This window comes from Flavobacterium psychraquaticum (genome assembly GCF_034497725.1).
Lineage (GTDB): Bacteria > Bacteroidota > Bacteroidia > Flavobacteriales > Flavobacteriaceae > Flavobacterium > Flavobacterium psychraquaticum.
Genome location: NZ_JAXKVR010000028.1, coordinates 206784 through 224828 on the forward strand (window position 1 = coordinate 206784; position 18045 = coordinate 224828).

Genomic DNA, 18045 nt, shown 5'->3' on the forward strand with positions numbered 1-18045 from the left:
CTGAATTAATTTTAGCAGCTAAATAATCAGAATATGAACAAATACAAATTATATTTATCCGTTTTAATAGTTTTCACAGCATTCCAATTTTCGTTTTCGCAAAAGAAGAATGAAAACATTGGTTCTGAAGTTGTAAACATTGTTAAACCTTACACACCAACAATTTCTGACGCTTTCAAAGTAAAAGAAACGCCAGTTTTAGAAGATGAAGAAGAACAAAAGAAAGAAACGATTCAGTATAATATTTTCTCGTTTCCAGTAGCATCAACATTTACACCAGCAAAAGGAAAAGCAGCAGGAGTTGATAAAACCGAAAAAGAAAAATTATACAATAATTATGCAACTTTAGGTTTTGGAAATTATCCAACAATTAATGCCGAATTATTCATTACACAAAATTTAAGCCGAAGCAATTATGTAGGTGGAATGTTCCGTCATTTATCTTCTCAAGGCGGAATTAAAGATTTGGAACTAGACGATAAATATGGAAACACAAGTTTAGATTTAACTTATGGTGTGCGGGAACGCGATATGAGTTGGAATGTAGATTTAGGTGTAAAAAATCAAGTGTATAATTGGTACGGTTTACCAACTAAAAACATCTTTTTTGATGATGCTACAATAGGTGGAATTGATTCAAAACAAAGCTATAACACAATTGCTTTAGGAGGAAAAATGAGTTTCAAAGACGGAATTTTCAAGGATGCAACGATGCAATTTAAACGTTTTTCTGACGGATTTGGCTCAGGTGAAAACAGATTTTTCATCAAGCCAGATTTTGACTTTGAAGTAATGAGTCAGAAAATTAAAGCTGATTTAGTTGTAGATTACGTAGGTGGTTCATTTGCAAGAATGTTGGATGTGAATTCAGAATTGAAGTACAGCACTATTATTGCGGGAATTAAACCAAGTATTTTATATCAGCAAGATGATTTATCAGTGCAAATTGGAGTTGGTGTTTTCTATGCCACTGCGAAAATAAATGGAGAAAGTGATGGTAAGATTTTTGTTTATCCAAATGTTAAAGCGTCTTACAAATTAGTAGGTGATATTTTGATCGCTTATGCTGGTGCGGAAGGAAGTTTACAACAAAATTCGTATGCTGATTTCGTGGAGGATAATGCATTTATTTCACCAACAATTTCGGTTTCACCAACGGATAATAAATATGACATTTATGCCGGTTTAAAAGGTAAATTAGCCAATTCAGTTGCTTTCAATGTAAGAGCTTCTTATTTGAATCAAGACGATAAAGTTATGTTTGTTAGTAATGAATACAATCCAGCAAATGCTAATACGGAAGGTTATGCTTACGGAAATTCATTCGGAATTGTTTACGATAATGTAAAAACAATTAGTCTTTTTGGAGAATTAAAAGCCGACTTTTCTAAAAATGTAACTTTTGGAGTTAATGCAACTTATAACAACTTCTCAACCGATATGGAATCAGAAGCTTGGAATTTACCGCAATTAAAAGTGGGAACTTCAATTGATTTCGATCTCAATGAAAAATGGTACGCAGGTGCGAACGTATTTTTTGTAGGCGAAAGAAAAGATAGAGTAACAGTGCAAGATGATATGATGGCTTTTCCAGCAACATTCACGCAACAAGTTCAAAATTTAGACAGTTATTTTGATTTAAATGCACACGTTGGTTACAAATACAACGCAAGATTAACGGGATTTTTAAAAGGAAATAACTTAGCAAACCAACAATACAACCGTTGGACAAATATGCCTGTGCAAGGAATACAAATCTTGATAGGAGCAAATTATAAGTTTGATTTTTAATGTTAAATTAGCTACAAGTTCACAAAGATTTCGCTAGGCTCACTACGTTTTACTTTAAAATTCGCTGTGTGTTTCGTGCTTTCTTTGTGAACTTTGTGGTTAAATACTTTTTTACAGATGACATTCAAACAAAAAATAAAAACGCATTATCAAAGTCTCTTAGCTGAAAAGATTCAAGAATTGCGTTTTATGATTTCTGATTTAGCTCGAGATGCACAAAATGATGCGAAAGGTTCGGCTGGTGATAAACACGAAACCGCTTTAGCAATGATGCATTTAGAACAAGAGAAACTAAATCATAAATTGGCTGAAAACCTAAATCAAAAAGCAATAATTGATAAAATTGAGGCCAATTCAAAACACAATAAAGTCGCTTTGGGAAGTTTGGTTCAAGCCAATGAAATGTGGTTTTATATCAGCGGTGCATTGCCTAAAATTCAATTAGAAGATAAAACTATAATTGCCGTTTCATCCGAATCTCCTTTGGGAAGTCAATTAATGGGTAAATCAGAAGGTGATGTCATTCAAATCAACTTAAATACTTTCCTAATTAGAACTATAGAATAAACCAAAACCACTTATTTAAGTGGTTTTTTTATGATTTGTAATAAAAAGTAAATAAAACACTTCTGTTTGATTTCATATTAAGCCTAAAAGCATTTATTTAGTTGTTATTTATAACTAATAGTTAATTTATTGTTTCGTACTTAAACTTAATTACTCAATTTTGTTGAAGATTTAAACGGTTATTGAATTAACCTTTTAAACTTGTAACCTTTTAAACTGAAAATTATGTGTGGGATAGTATGTGCATTCGATTTAAAACAAAAAGCAGAAACAGTAAGACCAAAGGTTTTAGAAATGTCAAAAAAATTGCGGCATCGTGGACCAGATTGGAGTGGGATCTATAGTGATGAAAAAGCAATAATGGCTCACGAACGCTTGGCTATTGTTGATCCAGCTTCAGGGAAACAACCTTTAGTATCAAAGGATAAAAAATTGGTTTTAGCTGCTAATGGGGAAATATACAACCATCGAGAATTAAGAAAACAATTCGAAGGTAAATTTGAATTTCAAACTGAAAGCGATTGCGAAGTGATTTTGGCTTTATACCAAGAAAAAGGAGTGCATTTTATAGATGAAATGAACGGAATTTTTGGCTTTGCAATCTATGATGTTGCTAAAGATGAATACTTCATTGCCCGTGATCATATGGGAATTATACCGTTATATATAGGTTGGGATCAACAAGGAACATTTTTTGTTGCATCCGAATTAAAAGCATTAGAAGGAGTGTGTTCTAAAATTGAGTTATTTCCACCAGGACATTATATGTCGAGCAATGACGGCGAATTTGTGCAATGGTACAAAAGAGAATGGACGGATTTTGACGCTGTAAAAGAGAACGAAACAAGCATTACCGAAATTAGAGAAGCATTAGAAGCAGCAGTAAAAAGACAATTAATGAGTGATGTTCCATATGGCGTATTGCTTTCGGGCGGATTAGATTCTTCGATTACTTCGGCTATAGCCAAAAAATATGCTCAAAAACGAATTGAAACCGACGGAAAATCGGAAGCTTGGTATCCGCAATTGCATTCTTTTGCAGTGGGTTTAGAAGGTTCACCTGATTTGGCTGCAGCCCGAAAAGTTGCCGATCATTTAGCAACGATTCATCACGAAATAAAATTCACCATTCAAGAAGGTTTGGATGCTATTAAAGATGTAATTTATAACATTGAAACCTATGATGTAACTACAATTAGAGCGTCAACGCCAATGTATTTAATGGCAAGAGTAATCAAGTCAATGGGAATCAAAATGGTGCTTTCGGGAGAAGGTTCGGACGAATTATTTGGTGGTTATTTATATTTTCATAAAGCACCAAATGCTCAGGAATTTCACGAAGAAACGGTTCGTAAATTAAGTAAATTGCATATGTACGATTGCCTTCGTGCCAACAAAAGTTTAGCCGCTTGGGGAATTGAAGGTCGCGTTCCATTTTTAGACAAAGAATTTATGGACGTGGCAATGCGAATCAACCCACAAGACAAAATGATTAACGGTGAACGAATGGAAAAATGGGTTTTGCGTAAGGCTTTTGAAGATATGTTGCCAGAGAGTGTGGCTTGGCGTCAAAAAGAACAATTTAGTGATGGCGTTGGTTATAGTTGGATTGATACTTTAAAAGAAGTCGTGGCTAAAGAAGTTTCTGACGAACAATTGGCGAATGCGAAATATAAATTCCCAATTCAAACACCAACATCTAAAGAAGAATATTATTACCGTTCTATTTTTACGAATCATTTTCCAAGTGATGCAGCAGCTTTGAGTGTTCCGCAAGAAGCAAGTGTAGCTTGTAGCACAAAAATCGCGTTAGAGTGGGATGAAGCGTTTAAAAATATGAACGATCCTTCAGGGAGAGCAGTTGCAAATGTGCATTCAGACGCTTATCTCGTTTAAGATTTTTGGATGTTTGATTTTCGGATATTTGGTGAATTAGCATTTTTAATGCCAAAATCTGAAATTACCAGAATAAAAATGAATCAATTAAAAGGCTTTTAAGCGACTTTATAAATATTACATTTTAAACCTAAGGCTAAACGAACTAAAATTCGATTCTAGCCTTTTTTTATGCGATTTGTGCGACTTTGAAGAAATTAACAAATGTTGATAACTTGAATCGATTTTAAGGTGCTTTTTAGCCATTTTCTTTATTAAAAGGTTATATTTGTGTGTTTAATAGAAAAGTCGTTTAAGATTTAAAAATATGAGTGAAGAAATTAAAAAAGGTGGCTATTCAGCAGATAGTATACAAGCTTTAGAAGGGATGGAGCATGTGAGAATGCGTCCTTCGATGTATATTGGTGATACGGGCACAAGAGGTTTGCATCATTTAGTATATGAAGTTGTAGATAATTCAATTGACGAAGCTTTAGCAGGTCATTGTGATACTATTATTGTAGCTATTAATGAAGATAATTCGGTTTCTGTAGAAGATAACGGACGTGGAATTCCTGTCGACCTTCATAAAAAAGAAGGAGTTTCGGCGCTTCAGGTTGTAATGACAAAAATTGGTGCCGGTGGAAAATTCGATAAAGATTCTTATAAAGTTTCTGGAGGATTACACGGTGTTGGTGTTTCGTGCGTAAATGCACTTTCAGATCATTTAAGAGCAACGGTTTTTAAAGATGGAAAAGTTTACGAACAAGAATATGAGAAAGGAAAAGCATTATATCCCGTAAAACAAATAGGTGAAACAGATAAAAGAGGAACTTTAGTCACTTTTAAGCCTGATGCTTCTATTTTTACACAAACACTAGAATATTCATACGATACTTTAGCTTCTCGTTTGCGCGAATTATCTTTCCTAAATAAAGGATTGACAATCACTTTAACCGACAAGCGAGATATAGATGACAAAGGAGAACCTAGACTAGAAACATTTCATTCTAAAGAAGGTTTAAAAGAATTCATTAGATTTTTAGACGGAAATCGTGTGCCTATAATTGGTGATGTAATTTCAATGGAGCTTGAAAAAGGCGATATTCCTGTTGAAGTAGCGCTTATTTATAATGATAGTTATACGGAAAATATTTTTTCTTACGTAAATAATATCAACACGCACGAAGGAGGAACGCACTTGCAAGGTTTCCGCATGGGATTAACTCGTACGCTCAAGAAATATGCAGATTCTTCCGGACTATTAGATAAATTAAAATTTGAAATTTCTGGAGATGACTTCCGTGAAGGTTTAACAGCGATCATTTCTGTAAAAATACAAGAACCTCAATTTGAAGGGCAAACAAAAACCAAATTAGGAAATAGAGAAGTAGTTTCTCCCGTTTCTCAGGCGGTTTCAGAAATGTTAGAAAATTATTTGGAAGAAAATCCAAATGACGCAAGAATTATTGTTCAAAAAGTAATTTTAGCTGCTCAAGCACGTCACGCTGCTAAAAAAGCACGTGAAATGGTGCAACGTAAAACCGTTATGGGTGGCGGTGGATTGCCGGGAAAATTATCCGATTGTTCGGAACAAGATCCAGCAAGATGTGAAATTTTCCTTGTAGAGGGAGATTCGGCAGGTGGAACAGCAAAACAAGGTCGTGATAGAGCTTTTCAAGCAATTCTGCCCTTAAGAGGTAAGATATTGAATGTTGAAAAAGCAATGCAACACAAAGTTTTCGAAAACGAAGAGATCCGAAATATATTTACTGCGCTTGGTGTTACAATTGGTACAGAAGAGGATAGTAAGGCTTTGAACTTAGCAAAACTAAGATATCATAAAGTGGTGATTATGTGTGATGCCGATGTCGATGGTTCTCACATTTCTACATTAATTTTGACTTTCTTCTTCCGTTACATGAAAGAGTTAATCGAAAATGGACACGTTTATATTGCAACACCTCCTTTATATTTAGTTAAAAAAGGAACCAAAAAAGAATATGCTTGGAATGATGATCAACGTGATTCTGCTAATTTAAGGATGGGTGGAAGTGCCGGTATTCAGCGTTATAAAGGTCTTGGAGAGATGAACGCAGAACAATTATGGGACACAACATTAAATCCAGATTTCAGAACAATGCGTAAAGTTACGATTGATAGTTTAGCTGAAGCCGATAGAGTTTTCTCTATGTTAATGGGTGATGAGGTGCCGCCACGTAGAGAGTTTATTGAGAAAAATGCTGCTTACGCAAAAATTGATGCATAATTCAAATTTTAAAATAGGATGTTTTGCTACTTTCTTTTTATCACAAAAAGAAATGAGTCAAATTATCTTCAAATTATAAAAAAAAGGGTGTCTGTTTTCAGATGCCCTTTTGTATTCTAAAAAAGATAAACAGTTTCAAAAATGTTTTAAATGGATATCAAATAACCAAATATTTTAACTACTTTTTAAATGCTTTTTGGTAAATTTGTAATCGTTAATATTAGAATACAATAACATAATATTTAATCTTAATTTAATAATTTTATATACATAACAAAATGAAAGTAACTATAGTTGGTGCTGGTAATGTTGGTGCAACGTGCGCAGATGTTATTTCGTACAGAGAAATTGCAAGTGAAGTAGTATTAGTCGATATCAAAGAAGGTTTTGCTGAAGGTAAAGCTATGGATATCATGCAATGTGCTACAACAACTGTTTTTAACACACAAGTTAGCGGCACAACAGGAGATTATTCTAAAACGGCAGGAAGTGATGTAGTAGTAATTACATCAGGAATTCCAAGAAAACCAGGAATGACTCGTGAGGAATTAATCGGTATTAACGCAGGAATTGTTAAATCGGTTGCGGAAAATATTTTAGCACATTCTCCAGAAGCTATTATTGTAGTAGTATCTAATCCAATGGATACAATGACTTACTTAACATTAAAAGCTACAGGTTTACCTAAAAATAGAGTAATTGGAATGGGTGGCGCACTAGATAGCTCTCGTTTCAAGTACTTCTTATCAAAAGCTTTAGATAAACCAGCTAATGATGTACAAGGAATGGTTATTGGTGGTCATGGCGATACAACTATGATTCCATTAACACGTTTAGCATCATACAATGGAGCCCCAGTTGCAAACTTCTTATCACAAGAAGAATTAGACAAAGTTGCGGCTTCTACAATGGTTGGTGGAGCTACTTTAACAGGATTATTAGGAACATCTGCTTGGTATGCACCAGGAGCTTCTGTTGCTTATCTAGTAGATAGTATTTTAAACAACCAAAAACGTATGATTCCTTGTTCAGTTTTCCTAGAAGGCGAGTATGGACAAGAAGATATTTGCATGGGAGTTCCATGTATTATCGGAAGAAATGGTGTAGAAGAAATCATAGACGTACAATTAAATGATACAGAAAAAGCGGCTTTTGCAAAATCAGCAGAAGCAGTTAGAGCTATGAATGCTGATTTAAAATCGGTGTTGTAATAGTAGGTAAATTCATATTAAAACTGTCAAGAAATTGGCAGTTTTTTTTTGAACCTAATCCCGCTTTTCATTACAAGCTTTTATTGTAAAAATAAGGTTTTATCAACAAAAAACGAGCTTCTTAGGTCGCTGTTTTTCGTTGTAAAATCTAGATATTTTTAACAAATAAAAGGCTTTTCATTACAATCAGGGGTATAAAAGAATTTTAATCAAAATAAAATTGCTATTTCCTATTGTAAATTATATATTTGTCCGTTTTTATAAAATAAGAATAATAAATTATAGACTAATGCAGAATAGAGGACTTATTAAATTTTTCGCAATTATCTTTGCTTTGGTATGTGTGTACCAACTTTCATTCACCTTTGCAGCAAATGGCATTGTAAACGATGCTAAAGCGTTCGCAAAAGGGGATTCCAAAAAAGAATTACAGTACTTAGACTCTTTAAAAAGAGAAAAAGTATTTCTTGGAAAAACATACAAAGAAGTAACGGATAACCAAATAAATAAAGGACTTGACCTTGAAGGAGGATTAAACGTAATTCTTCAAATTTCGGTTAAAGACATCCTTAAAGGATTGGCAAACGAAACAAAAAATCCAGCTTTTAACAAAGCACTTGCTGATGCAAAATTAAATCAACAAGGAAATCAAGATTTTATAGATGCGTTTTTTGATGAAGCTGACAAAGCAAATTTAAAATTAGCTGACGTAGATATTTTTAGAAATAAAAATCTTGACGGAATTGTTACTATAGGAATGACCAACAAACAAGTTGAACCTATCATCAAACAAAAAGTTAATGAGTCTGTTGAAAGTGCTTTTAAAGTACTAAGAGAGCGTATTGACCAATTTGGTGTTACACAACCAAACATTCAATTATTAGGAAATTCAGGAAGAATCTTGGTAGAATTACCGGGAGCAAAAGATGTAGATAAAATTAAAAAAATCTTACAAACTTCTGCTCAATTAGAATTCTGGATTGCACATACAGATGCGGAAGCTTTTGGCTACTTAATTCAAGTAAATGAAGCATTAAAGAAAACAGAAATTGTTAAAAAAGATACGCCGGTTAAAACAACAGGAATCGATTCATTATTAACAGATAAAGCAGATTCTACTGCGGTTGTAAATCCACTTTTTGATAAATTACAACCTACATCACAACAACCAGTTGGTTCACCAGTTATTGGTATTGCTAAAGTAAAAGATACAGCACTTATCAATTCTTACTTTAAAAGAGCTGATATTAAAGCATTATTGCCATCTGAATTAACTTATTCAAGATTAGCTTGGGAAAAATTAGATGAGAAAAACCCAGAGTTTACACGTTTATATTTATTAAAAGGTGATGCTTCTGGAAAACCTGCGTTAGCGGGTGATATGATCACTAACACAAGAGCTGAAGCTGACGAATTTGGAAAACAAGGCGTTAGTATGAATATGAACACTTTCGGAACACGTGAGTGGGAAAAATTAACAAGTAGAGTTGCAAAAGAACAAGGTTTCATTGCTATTGTAATGGACAACACGGTTTATTCTGCGCCTCAAGTTAACGAAGCAATTACTGGAGGAAGTTCAAGAATTTCGGGCAGTTTTACTATCGAAGACGCACAAGATTTAACAAAAATATTAGGGGCGGGTAAATTACCTGCAACTGCAGAAATTGTACAATCAGAATTAGTAGGTCCGTCTTTAGGACAAGAAGCAATCAACAACGGATTAATTTCTTTCGTTTTAGGTTTCTCTTTAGTACTATTATGGATGGTAGTTTATTACGGGAAAGCTGGTTTCTACGCTAACTTGGCTTTATTGGTAAACATCTTATTTATATTTGGTGCTTTGGCAAGTTTTGGTGCGGTATTAACTTTACCTGGTATTGCAGGTATCGTTTTGACGATAGGTATGGCGGTTGATGCCAATGTAATTATCTTCGAACGAGCAAAAGAAGAATTAGACAACGGAAGAACAGTTCAAGAAGCTACTGACTATGCATTTACTTGGAAAGGAGCATTATCTTCAATTGTTGATGCTAACGTAACTACTGCTTTAACAGCAATCATCTTATTAGTATTTGGTACAGGACCGATTAAAGGTTTTGCAACGACTTTATTAATTGGTATTATTACTTCTGTGTTCACAGCGGTTTTTGTTACAAGAATGATCTTAGACTTTAGTTTGTCTCGTAATGAAAAGTTAACCTTCTCTACTACATTAACAAAGAACTGGTTTAAAAACTTAAACTTTGATTTTCTAGGTAAAAAGAAATTGGCTTACACCATTTCAGCTATTTTGGTGGTACTAAGTTTAGTTACTTTATTTACTAAAGGATTAAATCAAGGGATAGACTTCGTTGGGGGTAGAACATACCAAGTACGTTTTGACAAGCCAGTTGTGGCAGATGAAGTAACGAAAGATTTAAGCGCTGTTTTTGGTGAAGCAGGAGCAGAGGTTAAAATCTTTGGTACAGATAATCAATTAAAAATTACTACAAAATATAAAGTTGACGACGAAGGTGAAGGAGTGGACAAAGAGGTAAACGTTAAATTATTTGAAGGTTTAAAGAAAAATTTACCAGCTGGTTTAACTTACGAAAAATTTGCATCATTATATGAGGGAAAAACTATCGGTATTTTATCTTCGGCTAAAGTAACAGGAACTGTTTCAAAAGATATTAAAACGAATTCAATCTGGGCAGTTGTAGGTTCTTTATTTATTGTTTTCGTTTACTTAATGATAAGCTTCCGTAAATGGCAGTTTGGATTTGGAGCCGTAATCGCTGTAACGCATGACGTTATAATCGTATTAGGTATTTTCTCATTCTTCTATAGCTTTTTACCTTTCAACATGGAAATTGACCAAGCATTTATAGCAGCAATCTTAACCGTAATTGGATATTCATTAAATGATACCGTAATTGTTTTTGATAGAGTACGTGAATACTTAGATTATAACTCGTCGCCAGATTTCAAAGGATTAGTGAACAAAGCATTGAACACTACATTATCTAGAACTGTGAATACTTCCGCTACAACTTTAGTTGTATTAGTGGCTATATTCATCTTGGGTGGAGAAACTATTAGAGGATTCGTATTCGCTATCTTAGTGGGTATTTTAGTAGGAACTTATTCTTCATTATTTATCGCAACACCTGTAATGGCAGATGCGATTGGAGAAAAAGAAGGTCGTAAAATGGCTGAATTCAAAAAAGAAGACTAAACACTTATTTTATATAGTTTTAAAAAGTCCTGATGTATGTCAGGACTTTTTTTTATATTTATAATTCTTAAATTTAATAGCTATGAAATCTAAATTGCTTTTTGTCTTTATGTTTAGTTTGTTTCAATCTTGCAATACAAATGAAATCTATAGTTCCTTTGCTAGAGATTTTAAAGATAATCGCTGGAATATAACGGACGAAAGACTATTCGAGTATTCAAATAAAAATTCAGAAGCTGTGGTGATGTTAAAATTACATTTTGGGCATATTTATGATTACCAATTTGCATCGATTCCTTTAGAAGTTGCAATTACTTCACCAGATGGACGTACTGGAATCTTTCCAATAGATTTACAACTAAAAGATAACTCAGGGAAAGAGCTTGGAGATTGCTCCGGTGATATTTGTGATGTGTATTTTCAAATTAAACCCAACTTCAAATTGCAAAAAGGAAAGTATACCTTCAGAATTAAAAATAATTTCAACGGTCCTTATTTACCAAATGTTTTAGGAATAGGAATCAATATCGAAGAACAGCACCAAAATACTAAATAACCGATTCAAAAAAAGCGACTAGAATCTCTAATCGCTTTTTTTATACACTGTATTTTTAATATGGTTTTGCAACAATAGAATTTACTCTTTTTTTAAAGCTTGTAAATGGCTAAAGCGATGGTTTAACTTCCTTTGCTTTTAAAACGAGATAGAAGCCAATTATTACAAAAGGAATACTTAGCCATTGTCCTGTTGATAGTGCGTTAAATATCGGATACTTCTCAAATCCACCTTGGCTATCTTTGAAAAACTCAACTACAAATCGAATCGTCCATAAAAGAATTAAAAACAGTCCTAATAAATAGCCTGGTTTGTTTCTTGCTTCGGTTTTCCAATATAAAAACATCAAAATAGCGAAGACAAAAATATAACATATTGCTTCATATAGTTGTGCAGGATAGCGATAAGGAAAAGCTTCTAAAATCGAACTAAACTGAGGGTCATTTGCAACCGCTGTAAAAGCCTGATTAGCATCTTGAATTTGAGTTTGTGAAGTTATTGCCGGCGCGCCTAATGGACCGTTGTATTCTTCTCCTTTGATAAATTTCATCGCCAGAAAACTATCTGCCGTTGTTACTTTACCAATGATTTCAGAATTTACAAAATTCCCCAAACGAATAAAAACTGCCCCCAAAGATACCGGAATGACAATGCGGTCTAAAATCCATAAAAATGATCGTTTAATGACTCTTTTTTGAATGTAAAACATAGTTATTATTATCGAAATGGCAGCACCGTGACTTGCTAGGCCGGCAAAACCTGTAAAATGAAGTGTTGGTCTTGTACTTATTGGTAATATAATACTCAACGGATCTTCATAAAATAATTCAGATTGATAAAACAAAACGTGCCCTAATCTTGCGCCTAACATTGTTGCTACAAGCGTATAAACAAAAAGTTTATCTAGTGAATCTACTGATTCGTTTTCTCTTATAAAGATAGGTTTCATCACGTACCAACCTAATCCAAAGGCTAAAACCCAAGATAAGCTATAAAAGCGTAACATAAAAAAACCTAAATCAATTCCTTCCGAAGGATTCCAAACCATATTTAGTGCGTAAATCATAAGTGCTTATTCTTTTTAAAAAAGTAAAAATAAATATTATTATCGGTAATGTTGTTAATATTGTCCAAAGAAATTTGAAATTAAAGCTTAAATCCAAATACAATCGCAAGTTCAAGGGCGATAAGAAGTGAAAGCTTAAATATATAAAGTTTTAATGGTAATTTTTAGTTAAATTTGATAAATCACGGAACCGGATCGTAACCGCTTTTACCCCAGGGATTACAACTCGCAATGCGTTTAAATGAAAGCCAGCCGCCTCTAAATAAACCGTGCTTTTTTAAAGCTTGAAGCGTGTAAGTAGAGCAGGTCGGCTCAAATCTACAAGTGGCAGGTGTAAGAGGAGAAATAGCTACTTGATAAAATCGAACCAATAAAACAAACGGAAAAATTAACCATTGTTTTAAAGATTTTGGATTTATAGAACTATTATTTTTACACATTATTTTTAATTTTGGACATAAAAAAATCTCTGTAAAAGAGACTTTTTATTTGTTATACAGAAAACGTGGTGCCTTCTTTTCCATCTTTCAACTGAATACCAATTGCTAAAAGTTCATCTCTTATTTGGTCAGACATAGCGAAATCTTTATTGGCTCTTGCTTGGTTGCGCATTCCAATTAACATTTCAACAACACCATTTAATTTTTCGGTTGCATCTGAACTTCCGCTGACAGAAACTTCATTTCGCAACCCTAAAACATCAAATAAGAAACCATTAAAAGTTGCTTCTAAAAGTTGTAAATCTTCAGAAGTTAAGGTTGCTTTGTTATCGTTTGCCAAATTAATAAAACGCGCACCTTCAAACAATTGAGCAATTAAAATTGGCGTATTAAAATCGTCATTCATCGAATCATAGCAAGTTTGTCTCCATGCTTTTATGTCAAAGGACGAAGTTGCACTAGCGTTTAAATTTGACATTAATTTATAAGCTTCCATCAAACGATTAAAACCTTTTTCACTTGCTACCATTGCGTCATTAGAAATATCTAAGACACTGCGATAATGTGCCTGTGAAAAACAAAAACGAACGATATTTGGCGCAAAAGCTTTCTCAAAAAAAGTATTTTGTCCGGACACTAGTTCCATCGGAAGTATGTAATTTCCTGTCGATTTACTCATACGTAAACCGTTCATTGTTAGCATATTTGTGTGCATCCAGTAGTTTACAGGTGAATGTCCATTGCTCGCTTTTCCTTGCGCTACTTCACATTCATGATGCGGGAATTTTAAATCCATTCCACCACCGTGAATATCAAATTTTTCGCCTAAATACTTTGTGCTCATTGCAGTACATTCTAAATGCCAACCCGGAAAACCTTCACCCCAAGGCGAATTCCAACGCATAATATGTGCTGGAGAAGCATTTTTCCAAAGTGCAAAGTCTTGCGGATTTCTCTTTTCACTTTGACCGTCTAAATCTCTTGTATTGGCGAATAATTCTTCAATATTTCTATTGCTTAATTCGCCATAATTCAACCCTTTAGCATTGTAAGCAAACACATCAAAATATACAGAACCGTTACTTTCATAAGCAAAACCATCAGCAATTAATTTTTCTGTCAATTCTATTTGCTCTAAAATATGGCCTGTTGCTGTAGGTTCAATGGTTGGCGGTAAAAAATTAAACGTATCTAAAACCTTATGAAAATCTACAGTATATTTCTGCACAATTTCCATTGGTTCTAATTTTTCCAAACGCGATTGCTTCACGAAACGATCATTATCCACGTCACCATCATCGGTTAAATGCCCGGCATCCGTAATATTTCTCACGTATCGCACATTATAACCTAGATGTTTTAAGTATCTAAAAATAACATCAAAACTCATAAAAGTCCGAACATTTCCTAAGTGCACATTGCTGTAAACCGTAGGACCACAAACATACATTCCAATAGTACCCTCATGAATAGGAGTAAAAATAGATTTGTCACCCGAAAGTGTGTTGTAGATTTTTAGTGCTTGATTTTTATATAATTCCATGTTTTATTATTTTCTTGTGCTGAATTTTTTTCAATATTTTGAAGCCAATCCTGCTATTCATTGCAAGTCCTCTCATAAAAATTTGTTTTTTTAAGCTTTAAAAAGTGCTTCTTAGGTCGCATTTTTAAAACAACAAAAACTAAATTTTTCTTGTTCCGGGCTTTTCATTACTATCAGGGCTAAGTTAGTAATCAGTGGGCAGTCTCAGTATTCAGTGGTCAGTACTTAGTTAATTAACAGTATTGTCGTACTGAATTTATTTCATCATCTAATTCAACCTAGAACCTAGAACTTATAACCTACAATTTCCTTAAAATTTCGTATCCAACTGAATATAATTCAAGAATTCCTTTCTTGTAATATCATCTTTAAATTTACCACCAAATTCAGCTGTTACAGTACTACTTTCGATGTCTCTAATTCCTCTTGAATTCACACATAAGTGTTTTGCATCAATCACACAAGCTACGTCGTCCGTTCCTAAAACTTTTTGCAATTCTTGTACAATTTGGATTGTTAAACGTTCCTGCACTTGTGGTCTTTTAGCAAAATAATCAACAATACGATTCATTTTTGATAAACCCACAACCGTTCCTTTAGAAATGTAAGCTACGTGAGCGCGACCTACTATAGGTAACAAATGGTGCTCGCAAGTAGAGTAAACAACAATGTTTTTTTCAACAAGCATTTCATTGTATTTGTACTTGTTGTCAAATGTTGAAGAACTAGGCTTTTTTGCAGGATTCAATCCTCCAAAAATCTCTTTCACAAACATTTTAGCCACACGGTTTGGAGTTCCTTTTAAGCTGTCATCTGTTAAATCTAGACCAAGGGTGTTTAGAATTTTTTCAACATCTTTTTTTATCAATTCAATTTTTTCGTCGTCAGAAATCACAAAAGCATCAGCACGCATCGGCGTTTCAGCACTAGTTGCAACATGATTATTTCCTAATTCATCCTGAAAATCCTCGTTTTGTATCATTGGTATCAATTAAATTACTAGCAATTTTATAATCTAGCAAAGATAATAATTAAACTTTAATAAAATTTGAATATGTTAATTATCAAAAAATAATTTGTTAGTTATAATTTTTTGTTAAATTTGTTAAATAAACTATTTATTACCTATGAAAATTAATAAATTATTTGTTCTGTTAATCATTTTGGTTTTTAACATAACATATTCACAAACTACAGCTAAATCTAATCCCGGATTTGAGCAACAATTTATTGAGGAAGTTTTTGGCGAAAACGTCGCCAAAGATAGTCAACACTACAAAAATTTACAGAAACTATTGCGTGAAAGAGTTGTTTTTAGTCAAGAACCACGTCACGAAAACGAAAAGTTTCTAAAAATTTCAGATGCACCCTTATTTAATAAATATAAAAGCGAATTAAAAAGAGATGTTAATTTTGATGAAAACAATTTCAATATTTTAAAATATAATTTGAATTTCTTTTCACCAAACACCAAAGTTTATCGTTTTGATAACTCAGATTGGTTAATAATTATTAATCCTTAATCGTAGCAATCATGATAAAAAAATACATTTTTCTTTTCTTTATTTTATTTTCGATAGGATTAACGGCACAAACTTACACTATGTCAAATGTACCTGTTACTACGTGTACAGGGGTTTTTGTAGATTCAGGTGGAACGGGTAATTACGGAAATTCACAAAACTTCACAAAAACGTTTTGTCCCGGCACGCCAGGAAGTATAATTAGATTTGTTTTCACACAATTTAATATAGAAAATAATGCTGACTTTCTCTATGTTTATGATGGAAATTCTACAGCAGCGCCGCTTTTAGTGACTTATACTGGTACCGATTTGCCTTTAACGCTGCAACCAACTGCTGCAAATACTTCTGGGTGTTTAACATTTGTATTTACATCTGACAGTGTTACTAATGCATCAGGATGGAGTGCAAATGTAAGTTGTGTTACGCCTTGTCAGACAATTGTGGCTAGTTTAGCTAGTGCTACACCTGCCGCAGCGGCAGATGGAATTATAAAAATTTGCGCAGGGCAGTCTGTCAATTTTAATGGCGCTTCCACATTTTCTGGAAGTGGTGCAGGAGCAACTTACACGTGGAATTTTGATGATGGAGCCACAGCAGTGGGTCAGTCAGTTACACATACTTTTGCCACTGCAGGAGTTTACAGAGTAAATGTTGTTGTTAGAGATGCTTTACAATGTATTAATTCAAATTTCATCAACCAGGTAATACAGGTTTCTGATCCTCCTGTCGCGGCTATTACGTCTATTTCAGATGAAACATGTCTTAACACACCTTTAAATCTTCAATTGGACATTCTTCCTCAAACATATGATTATAATTGTGCTCCACCAGTTTCAGGTCAAACTTTTTTACCTGATGGGAACGGCGTAGCTTACGAAACTTCCATCGTTGTAGATTGTTTTAATTCAACTACATCGTTGACAAATGTAAATCAAATACAGGGTATTTGTCTTAATATGGAACATTCGTATTTAGGTGACTTACGTATTGAAATTATAAGTCCATCAGGACAAATAGCAGTTCTAAAGGATTATCCGGGAGGAGGTGGTACTTATTTAGGTGATGCTGTTGATGATGGGTTTACTACGCCAGGGGTTGGTTTTAATTACTGTTTTGCAACAACAGGTACAACAACTTTAGTTGCTGGTCCTACTACAAATGCCACAGATGGAAACCCAACAATTCAGGCGGGAACATATTTGCCTAGTGGAGGTTTTGCTTCTTTGATAGGAAGTCCTTTAAATGGTATTTGGACAATCAGAGTTACAGATGAGGATAGTATTGATAATGGTTATATATTCAATTGGAGTATTAATTTTGATCCTGCTTTAACACCAGCTAGTTTAAGTTTTACGCCTACTATTACTTCAGTAGTTTGGTCAGCAGACCCAACTATTACAGCATCTTCTCCTACAGGGGCAACAATTGAATCTCCAGTAGATGGTACTTTTTGCTACACAGCTACAATTACAAATAACTTCGGTTGTGTAACTGTAGTTAATAAATGTATTGATGTTTTGCCAGCGCCGCCTATTAATTTAACGCCAGATGATTTAGAAAGTTGTACTTATGATTTTATTTTAAGTGACGAAATTCCTGAAATTCTAGGGGCTTTAAATCCAGCTGATTATGATGTTTTTTTCTTTGCATCAGCGGCTGAGGCTCAAGCAGGCTTTCCTCAATTACCAGTAAATTTTACTGCAACAAGTGCGATAACACCAATTTTTGTTAAAGTAGAAGATTTTACACTTGCATGTCCTGCATATACTCAGTTTAATTGTGTGATGATAGATTGTTCACCACCTTCACCCACAGCTACTTTTACAGCTAATACAATTTGTTCAGGTACTGTGGGAATGTTGACTTTCACTGGAACGCCTGGTGCGGTTGTTGATTTTAGTGACGGTACAAGTACTTTTTCAGTAACATTAGATGCATCAGGAAGTGCTACATACACAACGCCGATCTTAACAGCAGATGCCAT

13 protein-coding genes are annotated in these 18045 nt (G+C 33.8%); 9 read left to right on the plus strand and 4 right to left on the minus strand.

From position 1 onward, the window contains the following. Positions 1-33: 33 nt before the first annotated feature. From T1L09_RS08025 to T1L09_RS08055, 7 genes are all read left to right on the plus strand, one after another. Positions 34-1791, plus strand: coding sequence for a porin family protein (locus tag T1L09_RS08025; RefSeq protein ID WP_322550437.1), 1758 nt, complete (start codon positions 34-36; stop codon positions 1789-1791). Positions 1792-1908: 117 nt separating this feature from the next. Further along, complete coding sequence (locus tag T1L09_RS08030) at positions 1909-2358, plus strand: hypothetical protein (protein WP_322550438.1); 450 nt, start codon at positions 1909-1911, stop codon at positions 2356-2358. A 225-nt stretch (positions 2359-2583) separates the two neighbouring features. Continuing rightward, positions 2584-4254 (plus strand): asparagine synthase B, encoded by a 1671-nt coding sequence (gene asnB / locus T1L09_RS08035; protein WP_322550439.1) that lies wholly within the window; start codon positions 2584-2586, stop codon positions 4252-4254. Between the two features lie 307 nt (positions 4255-4561). Next, the gene (gene gyrB, locus T1L09_RS08040) at positions 4562-6502 is read left to right on the plus strand and encodes a DNA topoisomerase (ATP-hydrolyzing) subunit B (protein ID WP_322550440.1); all 1941 of its coding nucleotides are present in this window, start codon (positions 4562-4564) and stop codon (positions 6500-6502) included. A 278-nt stretch (positions 6503-6780) separates the two neighbouring features. Next, positions 6781-7713 (plus strand): malate dehydrogenase, encoded by a 933-nt coding sequence (mdh, locus tag T1L09_RS08045; RefSeq protein WP_322550441.1) that lies wholly within the window; start codon positions 6781-6783, stop codon positions 7711-7713. A gap of 289 nt (positions 7714-8002) precedes the next feature. Beyond that, the gene (gene secDF / locus T1L09_RS08050; RefSeq protein ID WP_322550442.1) at positions 8003-10930 is read left to right on the plus strand and encodes a protein translocase subunit SecDF; all 2928 of its coding nucleotides are present in this window, start codon (positions 8003-8005) and stop codon (positions 10928-10930) included. Positions 10931-11012: 82 nt separating this feature from the next. Then, a complete protein-coding gene (locus tag T1L09_RS08055) occupies positions 11013-11486 on the plus strand; it encodes a gliding motility lipoprotein GldH family protein (RefSeq protein WP_322550443.1) in 474 nt (157 codons plus the stop codon). A gap of 109 nt (positions 11487-11595) precedes the next feature. Here the strand turns inward: T1L09_RS08055 and lgt are convergent, their stop codons facing one another. The 4 genes from lgt to folE all read right to left on the minus strand — a co-directional run bounded on the left by lgt (position 11596) and on the right by folE (position 15517). Further along, entirely contained in the window at positions 11596-12552 is a 957-nt protein-coding gene (gene lgt, locus T1L09_RS08060) for a prolipoprotein diacylglyceryl transferase (RefSeq protein ID WP_322550444.1), read from the minus strand. Positions 12553-12734: 182 nt separating this feature from the next. After that, positions 12735-12992 (minus strand): membrane protein insertion efficiency factor YidD, encoded by a 258-nt coding sequence (gene yidD, locus T1L09_RS08065; RefSeq protein ID WP_322550445.1) that lies wholly within the window; start codon positions 12990-12992, stop codon positions 12735-12737. Positions 12993-13044: 52 nt separating this feature from the next. After that, positions 13045-14535: a cysteine--tRNA ligase gene (gene cysS, locus T1L09_RS08070; RefSeq protein WP_322550446.1), complete on the minus strand. Its 1491-nt coding sequence runs from the start codon at positions 14533-14535 to the stop codon at positions 13045-13047. 310 nt (positions 14536-14845) lie between these two features. Further along, a complete protein-coding gene (folE, locus tag T1L09_RS08075) occupies positions 14846-15517 on the minus strand; it encodes a GTP cyclohydrolase I FolE (RefSeq protein WP_322550447.1) in 672 nt (223 codons plus the stop codon). Between the two features lie 145 nt (positions 15518-15662). Between folE and T1L09_RS08080 the strand changes: the two genes are divergently transcribed. Continuing rightward, on the plus strand, positions 15663-16058 hold the full coding sequence (locus T1L09_RS08080) for a hypothetical protein (RefSeq protein ID WP_322550448.1): 396 nt from the start codon (positions 15663-15665) through the stop codon (positions 16056-16058). An 11-nt stretch (positions 16059-16069) separates the two neighbouring features. Beyond that, positions 16070-18045 (plus strand): PKD domain-containing protein (locus T1L09_RS08085; protein WP_322550449.1); only part of this gene is annotated, 1976 nt, incomplete at its 3' end.

Bases quoted from the DNA above. Each gene is read 5' to 3' on its own strand.
- T1L09_RS08025 (WP_322550437.1), top strand. From the start codon at position 34: ATGAACAAATACAAATTATATTTATCCGTTTTAATAGTTTTCACAGCA.
- T1L09_RS08030 (WP_322550438.1), top strand. From the start codon at position 1,909: ATGACATTCAAACAAAAAATAAAAACGCATTATCAAAGTCTCTTAGCT.
- asnB (WP_322550439.1), top strand. From the start codon at position 2,584: ATGTGTGGGATAGTATGTGCATTCGATTTAAAACAAAAAGCAGAAACA.
- gyrB (WP_322550440.1), top strand. From the start codon at position 4,562: ATGAGTGAAGAAATTAAAAAAGGTGGCTATTCAGCAGATAGTATACAA.
- mdh (WP_322550441.1), top strand. From the start codon at position 6,781: ATGAAAGTAACTATAGTTGGTGCTGGTAATGTTGGTGCAACGTGCGCA.
- secDF (WP_322550442.1), top strand. From the start codon at position 8,003: ATGCAGAATAGAGGACTTATTAAATTTTTCGCAATTATCTTTGCTTTG.
- T1L09_RS08055 (WP_322550443.1), top strand. From the start codon at position 11,013: ATGAAATCTAAATTGCTTTTTGTCTTTATGTTTAGTTTGTTTCAATCT.
- lgt (WP_322550444.1), bottom strand. From the start codon at position 12,552: ATGATTTACGCACTAAATATGGTTTGGAATCCTTCGGAAGGAATTGAT.
- yidD (WP_322550445.1), bottom strand. From the start codon at position 12,992: ATGTGTAAAAATAATAGTTCTATAAATCCAAAATCTTTAAAACAATGG.
- cysS (WP_322550446.1), bottom strand. From the start codon at position 14,535: ATGGAATTATATAAAAATCAAGCACTAAAAATCTACAACACACTTTCG.
- folE (WP_322550447.1), bottom strand. From the start codon at position 15,517: ATGATACAAAACGAGGATTTTCAGGATGAATTAGGAAATAATCATGTT.
- T1L09_RS08080 (WP_322550448.1), top strand. From the start codon at position 15,663: ATGAAAATTAATAAATTATTTGTTCTGTTAATCATTTTGGTTTTTAAC.